Source organism: Emticicia sp. 17c, from assembly GCF_037153985.1.
Taxonomy (GTDB): Bacteria; Bacteroidota; Bacteroidia; order Cytophagales; family Spirosomataceae; genus Emticicia.
Window position 1 is genome coordinate 1 of the sequence record NZ_JBBAYI010000026.1, and the last position, 12,656, is coordinate 12,656.

General features: G+C 36.6%; 14 protein-coding genes and 1 CRISPR repeat array. Of the genes, 5 read left to right on the forward strand and 9 right to left on the reverse strand.

Going from position 1 to position 12,656, the window contains the following annotated elements:
* A partial coding sequence (locus WAA15_RS23845; protein WP_337045367.1) for an immunoglobulin domain-containing protein occupies window positions 1-2,110 on the forward strand: 2,110 nt, incomplete at its 5' end.
* Window positions 2,111-2,375: 265 nt separating this feature from the next.
* Here the strand turns inward: WAA15_RS23845 and WAA15_RS23850 are convergent.
* The 4 genes from WAA15_RS23850 to WAA15_RS23865 all read right to left on the reverse strand — a co-directional run bounded on the left by WAA15_RS23850 (window position 2,376) and on the right by WAA15_RS23865 (window position 4,985).
* On the reverse strand, window positions 2,376-2,945 hold the full coding sequence (locus tag WAA15_RS23850) for a Crp/Fnr family transcriptional regulator (RefSeq protein WP_337045368.1): 570 nt from the start codon (window positions 2,943-2,945) through the stop codon (window positions 2,376-2,378).
* A gap of 22 nt (window positions 2,946-2,967) precedes the next feature.
* Window positions 2,968-3,192 (reverse strand): DUF2798 domain-containing protein, encoded by a 225-nt coding sequence (locus WAA15_RS23855; protein ID WP_337045369.1) that lies wholly within the window; start codon window positions 3,190-3,192, stop codon window positions 2,968-2,970.
* 134 nt (window positions 3,193-3,326) lie between these two features.
* Window positions 3,327-4,343, reverse strand: coding sequence for an NAD-dependent epimerase/dehydratase family protein (locus tag WAA15_RS23860; RefSeq protein ID WP_337045370.1), 1,017 nt, complete (start codon window positions 4,341-4,343; stop codon window positions 3,327-3,329).
* Between the two features lie 66 nt (window positions 4,344-4,409).
* Complete coding sequence (locus tag WAA15_RS23865) at window positions 4,410-4,985, reverse strand: Crp/Fnr family transcriptional regulator (RefSeq protein WP_337045371.1); 576 nt, start codon at window positions 4,983-4,985, stop codon at window positions 4,410-4,412.
* 329 nt (window positions 4,986-5,314) lie between these two features.
* On the opposite strand from WAA15_RS23865, the gene WAA15_RS23870 reads away from it, so the two are divergent.
* Genes WAA15_RS23870 through WAA15_RS23880 form a run of 3 tightly spaced genes read left to right on the forward strand, consistent with a single transcriptional unit; the run spans window position 5,315 to window position 7,054 of the window.
* Window positions 5,315-5,761, forward strand: a complete 447-nt coding sequence (locus WAA15_RS23870) for a DM13 domain-containing protein (RefSeq protein WP_337045372.1) — start codon at window positions 5,315-5,317, stop codon at window positions 5,759-5,761.
* A 24-nt stretch (window positions 5,762-5,785) separates the two neighbouring features.
* Window positions 5,786-6,496, forward strand: coding sequence for a hypothetical protein (locus WAA15_RS23875; RefSeq protein ID WP_337045373.1), 711 nt, complete (start codon window positions 5,786-5,788; stop codon window positions 6,494-6,496).
* Between the two features lie 9 nt (window positions 6,497-6,505).
* Window positions 6,506-7,054, forward strand: coding sequence for a YceI family protein (locus tag WAA15_RS23880; protein WP_337045374.1), 549 nt, complete (start codon window positions 6,506-6,508; stop codon window positions 7,052-7,054).
* A gap of 86 nt (window positions 7,055-7,140) precedes the next feature.
* Here the strand turns inward: WAA15_RS23880 and WAA15_RS23885 are convergent, their stop codons facing one another.
* The 4 genes from WAA15_RS23885 to WAA15_RS23900 are packed head-to-tail and all read right to left on the reverse strand — an operon-like array spanning window position 7,141 to window position 10,181.
* Entirely contained in the window at window positions 7,141-7,602 is a 462-nt protein-coding gene (locus WAA15_RS23885) for a hypothetical protein (RefSeq protein ID WP_337045375.1), read from the reverse strand.
* Window positions 7,603-7,653: 51 nt separating this feature from the next.
* Window positions 7,654-8,154 carry a hypothetical protein gene (locus WAA15_RS23890; protein WP_337045376.1) on the reverse strand — a complete coding sequence of 167 codons (501 nt, stop codon included), beginning with the start codon at window positions 8,152-8,154 and terminating at the stop codon, window positions 7,654-7,656.
* Window positions 8,144-9,085, reverse strand: a complete 942-nt coding sequence (locus WAA15_RS23895) for a nuclear transport factor 2 family protein (protein ID WP_337045377.1) — start codon at window positions 9,083-9,085, stop codon at window positions 8,144-8,146. Before WAA15_RS23895 ends, WAA15_RS23890 begins: the two co-directional genes overlap by 11 nt.
* A gap of 16 nt (window positions 9,086-9,101) precedes the next feature.
* A complete protein-coding gene (locus WAA15_RS23900; protein WP_337045378.1) occupies window positions 9,102-10,181 on the reverse strand; it encodes a serine hydrolase domain-containing protein in 1,080 nt (359 codons plus the stop codon).
* Between the two features lie 123 nt (window positions 10,182-10,304).
* On the opposite strand from WAA15_RS23900, the gene WAA15_RS23905 reads away from it, so the two are divergent.
* Window positions 10,305-10,454, forward strand: a complete 150-nt coding sequence (locus WAA15_RS23905; RefSeq protein ID WP_337045379.1) for a hypothetical protein — start codon at window positions 10,305-10,307, stop codon at window positions 10,452-10,454.
* A gap of 664 nt (window positions 10,455-11,118) precedes the next feature.
* On the opposite strand, the gene WAA15_RS23910 is transcribed toward WAA15_RS23905, so the two are convergent.
* Complete coding sequence (locus tag WAA15_RS23910; protein ID WP_337045380.1) at window positions 11,119-11,562, reverse strand: VOC family protein; 444 nt, start codon at window positions 11,560-11,562, stop codon at window positions 11,119-11,121.
* Window positions 11,563-11,781: 219 nt separating this feature from the next.
* A CRISPR array of direct repeats spans window positions 11,782-12,175; the repeat unit is 37 nt; unit sequence GTCTCAATCCAATCTACTCACGTATAAGGTTTTGTAC.
* Window positions 12,176-12,656 lie beyond the last annotated feature (481 nt).

Genomic DNA, 12,656 nt, shown 5'->3' on the forward strand with positions numbered 1-12,656 from the left:
GGGGACTTATGCGATATCTGCCAAATGTGTGTCAAACGGTTGTGAATCCGATGCGAGTTCGACAAGTAATTTAGAAATCAAGACTAAACCAACGGCACCGACAGTTACCCCACCTGTGAATCTGGTAGTTTGTTCTCCTAGTACCTTAACCTTGACGGCCAGTTGTGCTACGGGTACAGTCTTGTGGTCGAACAGTTCTACTGGAACAAGTCTGACACTTTCAAGTGTGGGAACTTATGCCATTTCTGCCAAATGTGTGTCAAATGGATGTGAATCCGATGCGAGTTCGACGAGTAATTTAGAAATCAAGGCCAAACCAACGGCACCAACAGTTACCCCACCTGTGAATCTGGTAGTGTGTTCGCCTAGTACCTTAACCTTGACGGCCAGTTGTGCCACGGGCACAGTCTTGTGGTCGAACAGTTCTACTGGAACAAGCCTGACGCTTTCAAGTGTGGGAACTTATGCCATTTCCGCCAAATGTGTGTCAAACGGTTGTGAATCAAATGCCAGCTCCACAACAAATCTGGAAATCAAAGCCAAGCCAACGGCCCCGACAGTTACCCCACCTGTGAATCTGGTAGTATGTTCTCCAACCACATTGACCCTAACAGCCAGTTGTGCCACGGGCACAGTCTTGTGGTCGAACAGTTCTACTGGAACAAGCCTGACGCTTTCAAGTGTGGGAACTTATGCCATTTCCGCCAAATGTGTGTCAAACGGTTGTGAATCAAATGCCAGCTCCACAACAAATCTGGAAATCAAAGCCAAGCCAACGGCACCGACAGTTACCCCGCCTGTGAATTTGGTAATATGTTCGCCTAGTACCTTAACCTTGACGGCTAGTTGTGCCACGGGCACAGTCTTGTGGTCGAACAGTTCTACTGGCACAAGCCTGACACTTTCGAGTGTGGGGACGTATGCCATTTCCGCCAAATGTGTGTCAAACGGATGTGAATCCGATGCGAGTTCGACGAGTAATTTAGAAATCAAAGAGGCCCCTGTTGTTACGGCTACTAACACTGGCCCATATACGGTCGGGCAAACTATTAATTTAATAGGTACTGGTAATGGAACATATAGTTGGTCAGGACCAAATAATTTCACTAGTGCGTCAAGTAATCCTTCTATTCCTAATGCTCTTTCGGTTAATGGAGGTACTTATACTCTTACTATTGTTAATATAAATCAATGTAGTACTAGTGCTACAACGAATGTAACCGTTAATGGAATTGACCCTTGCGATGCCAGCCGCATTGTTGATTATATGTATGTAAAAGCAGGTAATCCGTATGCACCATTATTTTCATTGGAAGATGGTGCCGTTATTAATCAGATAAATGAACAAGTTTCGATTCTGGTCACGCCATCTTTATGTTCATCTGTAACTATCGAAAGTTTCGAAATGAATATTCAGGGGCCAGAACTGAATTGGAATATTATTCAGAATGTTGCACCCAATGCCCTTTTTGATAATCTGGGTTCTGACATCTGGGGTAGAAACTTTAAACCCGGGAATTATACACTCACCGTAACTGGATATGCACAAGATAACAAAGGTGGAGGAATTACATACGGACCAAAGATTATCAGGTTCACGGTAGTTGGTAATCTGGCTACTATAAATGCCCCTACATTGTCTAAAAATGTTATTTGCGCAGGTAGCTCGGTAGACGTAAACTTTAATATATCGGGAGCTTTCAATTTTGGGAATCAATTCAAAATTGAACTCTCTGATTCTTCAGGAAACTTTGCTAATCCTGTACTTATCGGAACCACCAATGTAATTGGCCAAGTAACCTGCCAGATTCCGCAAAATACACCAGAAGGAACAAAATACCTGATTCGTGTGGCCTCATCAAATCAGATAGTGGTGAGTAATCCGGCCATTAGTCAGATAACTGTTTACCCGCATACCTATAATCTGGATAATCCAATAAATAATATTACTGGTGTTAACACCAAAAAGGCGGTAGCAAGCATCAATGCAGCTAATAAGATTACCTCGCCAGCGAATGTTACTTATGAAGCAGGCAAGAGTATTATACTGATGCCCGGCTTTGAGACAAGTGCCGTATTTAAGGCAGAGATTCAGGGCTGTAATAATTAAAACTAGGAATTAACCAATACATTTTCTTTTTTCAAATTCTCCCTTTTTACAAGGGGGGATTTGAAAAAGAAAAAGGTTGTGCTTAAATATGTATTCTTTCTGTGATTATTCTATAAGGAACTCTTCTTGTTATCTTAACTACATGTTTTTTGAAGCTATCAGGGCCTTTGCATTTGCTAAAAATACATCTAATATGCGGCCAATTTTATTGTATCAAACTTATATAAAGTTAGTTCTATTAGCTTTGTTAGATAGCAAAATGAAATCAGATTTTCGATTTCAAGCGGCTTAGTGTTTCCTGAGATATATTGAGATAAGAAGCCACCATTTTATTGGGTAATCGCCTTACAATGATTGGGTTTTCGTCTAATAATCGACGGTACTTTTCGGTGGCATCTTGTGTGAGAAAAGACATCAAGCGTTTAGTATTATTTACATAGGCTTTTTCGAGGTAATGGCGATAGAACTTCTCCCATTGCGGAATAATGCCGAGCAGATGATAAAAATGTCTGTGTGTAATATAAAGTAGTTCAGAATGTTCGGCCGCCTGTATAAACTCCTCTGAGGGTTCTTCTGTTATGAAGCTAACCAATGCCGTTGCGAACTGGTTTTCGAAGGCAAAATATCTGGTAGCTTCTTGTCCTTCTTCGTTAATGAAAAATATCCGCAAACAACCTTTGCCAACGAAAAATATCCGTTGGCTGGTTTGTCCGTGCGTAACCAAAATTTCATTTTTCTTTAACTTCAAGGGCTTGAAGTAAGAAAGAATCGTATTTAATTCGTTTTCACTGACTTTGATTTGGTTGTTGATGTAATTTGTAAGTTGTTCGTGCATTCAAAATTTTTAGGTTACTGATTTACTCCCTTATAGTTAACTTCTCAGCAAGTTTTCGGGCATTCGGAATAATGAGAAATGCGGCTACATACGCTACTGGCAGCATAACACTCCACGCTTTCAGGAATTTAAAGAACCAGTCTTCACCGAAGCCGTAGTTACGCATTAGTCCTACGAAAGCCATTATCAGGGTCATCGGAATAACCACAAATAAGGTGTTAATGTACTTAAAATGTTTCTTTTTCATTTGTTGACTTGTTAAAAATTTATGATGGTGCAAAAATGCAACGCTTCTAATTTTTAAACTTTGATGTAGATCAAAAAATGAAGTCAACGCTGTATTTTGTTTGAAGTATATAAAGTTTTGATTTACAAAGAAAGTTATTCATCCAAGTGTAGTCTCTTTTCATACAAATAATACATTGCTTCTGTTACTGCTTGTACCGGATTTTTAGGATTAAAACCTAATTCTGTTCGAGATTTTGAAATATCAAAGTCTTGTTGAAGCCCCGAAAACATGGCAATGTCTTTGGTTGTAAGCAATGGTGCTTTTCCGCTTATTTTACTTCCGATTTCCATCAGCCACGCAACGGCAAAAAGTATTGGTTTGGGAACTAATGCAGGCAATTTTATTTCTAGTTCAGGGAAAAGCTGCTGTGCAATTTTTGTAGTTTCGTTTATTGACATACATTTTTCATTAGCCAAAATATAGCGTTCACTGTTTCGGCCTTTTGTAGCGGCTAAATAACAGCCTTCTGCAACATCTTTTACGTCAATCCAATTCAGGGTAATATTGGTTTCAACAGGAATTTGCTTTTTCAAAATCAAGTTAATTATATTGTATGAGACATTTAATGGTGCAAATGCTTCACTGCCTATCATTCCTGACGGCAATACTGCAACTAATTCAATGTTATGTTTTTTTGCCAACTCAAATGCCAGTTTTTCTCCGTCATTTTTTGAATTGTAATACATATCTCTGCGGTCTGGATTGTAGCCGTAACTCTCTTTTGTAGGAAGTTTTGAATAGTTTAACGCTGCAATTGAACTCACATATACAATTCGTTTTACCCCTGCTTCGGCTGCTGCTTCAATCATGTTATTTGTTCCCGAAAGATTTACATCATAGATTTCTTTTTTCGGGTCTTTTGCCCAAAGTTTGAACGCAGCACCAACGGCATAAAAAACTTCTACATCCTGCAATGCGTTAATTAATGATTGTTTATCTGTAATGTCGGCTTGCACCACCTCACAATTTAGCCCTTCAAAGGGTTGTTTGTGTTTGATTTTCCGAACAGAAGCTCTTACAGGAATGCCTTTTTCAATCAGTAATCTTACTAAATTGTTACCCAAGTGCCCGTTTGCCCCTGTAACCAATGCTAAATTTTTCTGTGCCATAGTTTTTTGTATTTGAAATGATGGCACAAAATTCAATATTGGTTTTTCAAATACACTTCACAAATGTTACTTAATAATTTCCTTTCGTATCCTGCTCAAACTTTTAGGGTTCATACCAAGAAAAGAAGCGATGTATTGCAATGGAACGTTTTGCAAAATTTGCGGATAGTCTTTCATCAGTTTCCGGTAGCGTTCTTCTGCTGTAAGCGTGGCTAGTTCTTTCGAACGGTTGTCGTTATAAGCAAGCGATTGCTGAAAAACTGATATGCTAAAATCTTTAAAAATAATACTTTGCTGTGTCAGCTTATCCAAATTAGTTTTTGTAATTCTGAGCAACTCACATTCGGTAATGCATTCCAGATTTTCGTTTGATTTGGTCTGATTGATAAAATTGAAATAAGAAGTAATGAATCCGGGCGGGCAATTGATATGAGTGGTTACCTCATCTCCATTTTCGTTGTAATGAAACAGCCGTACATAGCCAGACACTATGAAATACAAATATTTAGGCATTTGCCCTTCATGCTCAATAACTCTGTTTTTAGGGAAAAGTACGGGTTCAAAATACAGTTCGCATAAAGCTTTGTCGTTGTCGGGAAGCGTTACACTTTCAGATACAAGTTTCAACAGTTGTTGGTGCATTTTGCAAATATCAGGAAAATTGTTTTGGCATAATCCATTCTATAACATTACCATTGAATAGGCTTAATAAAGTTAATAATCCTTTCAGATATACCAAAATTTAAAATCAGAGCTGCATATCTGCCGTAAAACTATTGAATTGAATGGGAATTAGTTATAGTCTGTGCTTAAACCTTCTGGCTATTCGGTTGCTAAAGGTATGGTTTATAAGAGGTAAATTATACTATTATTAACAATTAAGCCTTTTTTATGAATTTCTGATTTAGGTCGTCTAGCCGACAATACAAATTTCAAGCTCTCATGATATTTGTATTGTAAATTTAAACATCATGAAACTATACCTTACGAGTTTATGCTTTGCATGGGTTTTATCAGCTTGCCAAAAAGAAGATATTAATAATACTTTAAATAAATCTGATAATACCAACGGCATTGTTTTATCGGAGACATTTAACCCCGACGGACAAAATCTGCTACTGCAAGGCAACTTTGAAAATGCTGTACATAGTACTTCAGGAAGTGTAAAAATCTATGAAGATAAAGATAAGAAACGTACACTAGTTCTGGAGAACCTCAAGACCGACGCAGGCCCAGACCTACGCATTTATCTTGCCGAAGACAAGTCCTTAACCAACTTCATTCAGATTACTGATAAAGTGCAAAATGGGTCTGTTGCACTTCAAGTTCCTTCAGACGCTAACCTGCAAAAACAAAACCATGTACTAATATGGTGTAGAAAATATTCGGTATTATTTGGCTTTGCCCAGATGAAATAAACTTTTATTAAAATAAAAAATACAATGAAAAAAATCATTTTGTTACTATTGTTGAGCCACACATTGTCTGCACAGTATTCATATCCTAAAACCCAGCAAAATCTGGATTTAGCTGTTGATTTTGGTTCGGCTCTTTCGCCATCTGTTTCGTATCAAAATCTGTACGGTATCGGTAAAGCTGGCCGCTTCAAAATTGGGTGGGGTATCAGGTTAAATAGTTTTTTTGGTGGCCAAAAAAACTATATTACAGCACCTGCAAAACTCACTTCAGGCACGCAAAGTATTGTAGCCCTGTTTACTGAAAACATAGCCAGTAATCTTGATACCTTGCAATTAGCAAAATCGAGACTTGGTAGTTTAAATGGCACAATTGTACTGCAATACAGTATTAAAAAACTAGATGTTGGGTTCAATATTGATTTTGTCGGATTTTCATTTGGTAAAAGTCAAAGAGGTAAATTTATTGCCAGCGAATCAAAATCATTAAATAATACACTACAAACAGCCAAACCAACCCCATTTAATTTATTATTAATCAGTGATAGTGATATAGGTAGCCTGAATTCCGAGCTATATTTCAGGTATTGGGCAAGTAATCGTCTGGCTGTTCGTGCAGGAGCTAGTTTTCAGTTTCTGGAGTATACAACTACTAAAACTTTAACTTTTGAAAATGATCGCTTTCGCCATAAGGCATTGTTGCCATTTGTAGCTATCACTTACGCACCTTTTAAATAATTCATAAAAATGCACGCTAATACTTTTAAAAAAGCCTCATTATTGTTTTGGCTATTTGTTTCTTTGTCTGCTCAGGCGCAAATCTGGAAGACCTCTTCGGCAATTGTGACATTCAAAATAAAGCATGCGTTAGGTGCAACAGCCGACGGTTCGTTTAAGGGCTTTACAGGATTTATAGTTTTTGACCCTAAAAACCTCTCAACAGCAAGCGTGAAAGCAAGTATTGATACTAAAACTATTGATACTGGTTTAGAAATACGGGATAAAACACTCAGAGGTAGCAATTACTTTGATACTCAAAAGTATCCTAAAATTTGGATGATTTTAACCAAAATTGAAAAAGGAACGAAAGAGCAAGAGTATATAGGATATTTCAATTTAACAATAAAGAAAACTACTAAAAACGTTAAAATTCCTTTTACTTTTACTCAAAACCTTTCAACGGCTCAATTTAAAAGTACTTTTGAGGTAAATCGATTAGAATATGAAGTAGGGGAGAAGAGTTCGCTTCTTAAAGATATTGCTACGGTTTCAATTACTTTAAATGTGCAACAATAAAGGCTTATTTGGCACTCTATTGAAGTGCTGAATAAGTTTAAAGAAATAAAATATAACTGCTTTAATATATTTACTGCTTTTACTTTTTATGGCCAGTACCAATCTGCTCTTGCCCACATACCTTCAGGGTGAATCTTTTCGGTAATGAATTGAACTAATTGCGTATCTGAAAACCATTTATTGGGAATACTGAAAAAAGCACCTCCATCAGATTTCCGATATTCATGGAAAATCATTGTTGCCTCGTAAAAAAAAATAGCAAGAGTATCTGCGTCAACTAGGTATTTACTTTTCCCTTGATTATTTAGAGTGTCAACAGTTATAACCGAACTAGAACTATTTTCTTCAATAGTTCTTTTAAGCCAAACCGGAAAACTATGATTTAATATTATTTCAAAAGAATCATAATCTTTAAGATATTTTGGGAATAGACCAAATTCAAAGTAATATTCATCAGACTCATAACCTTCTTTTAATGCTTTTCTCCACACTGAATCAGTGGGGTCATTAGCTATCATTTTTTCTAATTCTTGTATACTAATTTTCATCGGATGTCTGGGCTTTTATTGGTGATTTTAGAAATCTCATATCTCAATATATCATCTATCTTGATAAAGACCTCCCAACTGTTTGGCTGGCAGATTACCTATCAGAAACAAAAAGTATTTATTATCTAATTTCTTTAGTATAGTATTACACCAAACTCCATCAACCAAACATTGCTCAAAGTAACGCTTATCTTGAGCAGAAAATAGATAATTATAGTTTACCTTTAGGTAAAAAAACAATAATAATAGGCATACTTGCTGATAGTCAAAATCATAATCCTTAAAAAATAGTTGTATCCTACGTTCTATCGACTGTAAAACTGCTTCGCTTTCAAAATGTAAAGCTATCTCTTTAAAATAAATCTTTCGACTTTCTAATATCCCTATCAGCAAATCACCAATAAGTTTTTTCCTTGATAGATTCTTTGTAAGTGGTATCTTATTGAAAATCTTTATAATTTCATTTGTAATGAGTTTTCTCATTCTAAAACGTTCGGGTTGTGTTGGCATTTCCAGTTTTCCGTTTTCCTTTTGCAGAATACTAATGCCCATAGCTAACTACTTTCACTACTTTCCATTGATCTCCCTTTTGCTGCCAAATTAAGACAAACCGTGGTGATGCCGTCACTTCTTCAGGTCCGCCGTTAAAGCTAGTAAAAAATCGGTGCTTCCCAATTTCCATAGCCCCAAAGCCAGGAATTGGAAAAACCTCCAGACTATTTTTGTCGAGTTCTCTCCGTTCTACATATTTTGCCGTAGTGTCGTTAAAGTGTTTCGCATTAATTTCGATGCTCGTCTTATAATTCATCAGACCACTTTTGTCGTGATAGAACTCCAACGATTCATCATACAAATTTTTTAGAGTGGTCAGATCCTTGTTGTTAATAGCATTGAATAGCTTAGCGTCCATGCGTTCAATGGTAATATAAAGGCTATCAGTATGTGGGGCTTGAAAATTCTCCAGCGATATGAACTGTTTGGTCATTTTCCATTCTCCATTTTTTAAAACCCATGTATTGGTAAAGCGGGAAACATCTATCAATTGATCCGGTTGTCCGACTTTTGTTAGATAATAATTTTGTACACCCATTTGTATAGCAGTACTGTCGCCGGTATAATATGCTTGCAAAGTACCCGCTACAACCCTTCTTACTTTTTTAAATGAAGCAGGATTATTATTTTTAATGCAATAACTTTTAAAATCATTAATAAATCTGTCTCGATCTACTATACCAGTATATTTCGGGCCGCCGTTATTTTGCAGAAATTGGAAATTTGGTGCCAAAATAGAAGACAGTTCATCGAAGTTGCAGGTGTTGAGAATATCATTATAAACGAGACTGTCCTTGATGGCAAGTGTTTTATTAAGTGCTGCTACACTAATTTCTGAGCTGCTTTGGGCATTAGTTGTATAGTAAGTTACGAAAATTGATAAAATTGCAGCAATTGCAATTCTCCAAACTTGTTTAGACCCTGTTTTCATTTATTTGTTGGTTTATTTATTGGTTCGAAAATCCGAATGTTAATAATTGAGCGAGTTTGGCGTCCAGTTCGATACCATGATCGCCATTGGTTAAAACAACGTAGCCCAATTGTTTATCTCGGAAGAACATAAAACCCCCTGTAAAGTTTCCGTTATTCCCGGTATGCATATAGCGTGTGCCGAAAGGCGTTTTTTCCACAGCGAAACCATAAGCATAAAAAACATTTTGTAAGCTATTATCGGGAAATCGTGTTTGGACTCTGGGTTGTAGTAAGGAATCAACATTATTTTTTGTCAATCCTTTTCCTTTCATAATGGCGGTTAGAAACATCGCATAATCATGTGCATTCGTATGCAGGGTGTGTGCTGCACCGAAATAATTCGGCACTGGGCGGAGTTGGCCTTTGCTGTTGTTGGAGTTAGAGTAATAACCGTAGGCTTTATGCTGTGCTAAATATGTGTTGCCGATATAACCAAAATGTTGCAGTCCCAACGGAATACTTACCTCCTTTTGGAAAAGGCTGTCTAAGGTATTCGGAGTGGTATGGGTTAAGTATTCTACGGCTTTAGCAAGATATTCAAATCCTTCTCCGGAATAGGAATATTGTACTCCGGGAGTTAATTTAAATTCAAGTTTATTATGTTCTCGCCAGTTGGGCAAACCTGAAGTATGACTCAAGAGCATATTGGCTGTAACCAATTTATTTCTTTCATCATAGGCAATATCCGGATATGAAAAATATTGGTAAACAGGCTGGTTTAAATCTAATTTGAGTTTCCCATCTTGGCGTAGCTTCAAAACAAAATATCCAAAAACAGCTTTAGATAAAGAAGCCGCTTCGAATATGGTGTACTGGTCAATTTTTTTGAGCGAATCAACATTTGCATACCCAAACTGCCTTTCATAAATGATTTTGCCTTTATTGATAATCGCAACTGACGTACCCGGTAGTTTTAAGGAATCCATTTGTTGATGGATGAACAAATCCATTTGGGCGAAGCTGATTTCCTGCCCTCCTGCAGTTTTAATTTGTCCAAACGAAGCTCCGGTTATTAGTATTAAACAGGAAATGAAAATTATGCAACTTATTTTCATACTTTATATCTTTATGAAAAGACACAACAAAAAATAACAAGTTGCATAAATAAAAGAAATATTCTTTTGGAGTAATAATGCTCTGCCATTGTGCATTTTCGACAAAAGAATCCATACTTGGTTATGGTAAACGCAAGCGATTATTTATCGAAATTTTCAAAATTGCTAGGCATGATACTTGGCCATTCTGAAAAGAATATTATTTGTCTGTCAGAAGAACTGGTAGCACTCCGTTTAAAGCTGGACATCGAAAAAAGACGCTTCGGGGGATAATTTTAGTTTTTTTATCATGCTTTACGAGCAGATAGAGACTGAAATTTTACATATACCTCCTATGTTATTACAGCCATTTGTAGAGAATGCAGCAATTCTCTTGATGATAACCAAGAATCCGCAAAGAATACAAGTCAGCCAACAATTAAAAACAATAACACATTAATGCTCTTGATGGAACCAACATTATCAACTTACAAATCATTGATTATGCCTATCATATTCGTGGCGGATTAAGAGGTATTAACTTAACGTGAGTTCGGGATTAGGATAAAAAGTCAAAAGGGTGAAAAAATGAGATATTTGTGGTATTCGATTCCATAAATCTCAAATTTCAACCCTATGGCAGAGCTAAACTACGATAATAAATTGATTGAAATATTCTATCTCATGTGACGATTTCAATAAAGTATATGAAAATTGGTTAAAAAATCATCAAATTGGAAATCATTCATTAACAAAAAAAACACAAATTACGTAAACACAGACTTGTCGCATTCTTTGTTTTGTTGCTGGCACCTGGTGTGCAATCTTGGTTACATTAGCACTAGAGGGATTTGGAGGAAGGGGTGGATCATAGTGGGTGGGCTTCCCCCTCAATTATTTTGTCTCAATCCAATCTACTCACGTATAAGGTTTTATACAGTAAGCTATTAGACTATCGTTAATTTTCTGTTGTCTCATTTAGTGGATAGTGAAAGCAAAGATGATAACCATCTGGATCAATTAGGTTTAATGCTTTCCAGCCATAACCTGTAACTTCTGGTTTTTTTATTTCAAGACCTTTGCTAATAAGATACGAATAAGTAGCATCGGTGTCAGGACAACCAAAATATATTATGGTGTCACTATGAGCAGCTTTGCGTTTCAAGTCAGGCGCAGAGGGACGGTTAGGCTTTTCGTAAGCTGTATTAAGCATCAATTCTATGTCATTTAATTTAAGCAACACCCAGTCGACGTCATCACCTTGTCCGGACGATTGAACAACATCAAAGCCAAGAATGTCCCTGTAAAAATATAACGAGGTTGGCATGTCAAAAACTTGTAACAAAGGTGCTATTCCTTGAAGATTGATTGTCGGGTTAGTTATTTGTCTAGTAGTATCCATATTTATTAATTTAAAGATTATAAGACAATTATTCGCTCGAAATTGTCGCCGCCCAAATTTAACACCGTGTTCGATAAGGTGGCTTACGTATTGGCTATGGTGAGTATTAGATGTACTTTCGAATAAATTTTTTATTCATGTCGATTTGCTTTTATACAAATATAAACAATGTCGCAAATGAACAATAATAATCTTCTTAATCTTCTAACTCGCAATAATGTCTCAATCCAATCTACTCACGTATAAGGTTTTGTACTAATAGTAACAGGAGAATATCTGCCTAATGCAATGTCTCAATCCAATCTACTCACGTATAAGGTTTTGTACAAAATTGTTTGGAAAAACAAATTCTGATTCAGATGTCTCAATCCAATCTACTCACGTATAAGGTTTTGTACCAGTGCTTCCGCCTGTGGCACCAGAAGATCCAAGTGTCTCAATCCAATCTACTCACGTATAAGGTTTTGTACCCTAAAAAACCATTACCGACTTATGCCGATGATGGTCTCAATCCAATCTACTCACGTATAAGGTTTTGTACATAAATAGTAAAAGTTCTTGGAAACTAACAATTAAGTCTCAATCCAATCTACTCACGTATAAGGTTTTGTACCCTTCAATTAATTCAAATAACTTATTATCAATACATTAAGCCATGCTGCTCTGTAAACAGAATAGGCGCATTTATGCATCCGACAAAAGTTATTCACAAATTATCAACATTTTTAAATCTATTCCTATATATTAAGCATTCGCATAATAAGGGTATGCACATCACCTGACAGGTAATTCCAGTCAGGTGATACTGAGCCAGTATGCCTCCCGCCATTGAATACTGATGTAAAGATATTAATAAAAAATCAGCATTGGTCTGGTGTTTGAGTTTTTTTCTACCCAATCTTCAGGGGTGGTCGTCCATTTTAAGAGATGCGCTATTATTATCCCACATAAAATCAAGAAATACTAAAACCTTGACCATCCTCATGAATATCCCCCGTAATCATTTGAGATTCTTGCATTTTTTTCACATCTTTACTCCACGAAACTTTTGGGTGCTTTACAGGCACTCAAGATGAAAAAAAACACTCAGCCTC

Excerpts from the sequence above, each read along its gene's own strand:
- WAA15_RS23850 (WP_337045368.1), bottom strand. The coding sequence starts at position 2,945 with ATGCACGAACAACTTACAAATTACATCAACAACCAAATCAAAGTCAGT.
- WAA15_RS23855 (WP_337045369.1), bottom strand. The coding sequence starts at position 3,192 with ATGAAAAAGAAACATTTTAAGTACATTAACACCTTATTTGTGGTTATT.
- WAA15_RS23860 (WP_337045370.1), bottom strand. The coding sequence starts at position 4,343 with ATGGCACAGAAAAATTTAGCATTGGTTACAGGGGCAAACGGGCACTTG.
- WAA15_RS23865 (WP_337045371.1), bottom strand. The coding sequence starts at position 4,985 with ATGCACCAACAACTGTTGAAACTTGTATCTGAAAGTGTAACGCTTCCC.
- WAA15_RS23870 (WP_337045372.1), top strand. The coding sequence starts at position 5,315 with ATGAAACTATACCTTACGAGTTTATGCTTTGCATGGGTTTTATCAGCT.
- WAA15_RS23875 (WP_337045373.1), top strand. The coding sequence starts at position 5,786 with ATGAAAAAAATCATTTTGTTACTATTGTTGAGCCACACATTGTCTGCA.
- WAA15_RS23880 (WP_337045374.1), top strand. The coding sequence starts at position 6,506 with ATGCACGCTAATACTTTTAAAAAAGCCTCATTATTGTTTTGGCTATTT.
- WAA15_RS23885 (WP_337045375.1), bottom strand. The coding sequence starts at position 7,602 with ATGAAAATTAGTATACAAGAATTAGAAAAAATGATAGCTAATGACCCC.
- WAA15_RS23890 (WP_337045376.1), bottom strand. The coding sequence starts at position 8,154 with ATGGGCATTAGTATTCTGCAAAAGGAAAACGGAAAACTGGAAATGCCA.
- WAA15_RS23895 (WP_337045377.1), bottom strand. The coding sequence starts at position 9,085 with ATGAAAACAGGGTCTAAACAAGTTTGGAGAATTGCAATTGCTGCAATT.
- WAA15_RS23900 (WP_337045378.1), bottom strand. The coding sequence starts at position 10,181 with ATGAAAATAAGTTGCATAATTTTCATTTCCTGTTTAATACTAATAACC.
- WAA15_RS23905 (WP_337045379.1), top strand. The coding sequence starts at position 10,305 with ATGGTAAACGCAAGCGATTATTTATCGAAATTTTCAAAATTGCTAGGC.
- WAA15_RS23910 (WP_337045380.1), bottom strand. The coding sequence starts at position 11,562 with ATGGATACTACTAGACAAATAACTAACCCGACAATCAATCTTCAAGGA.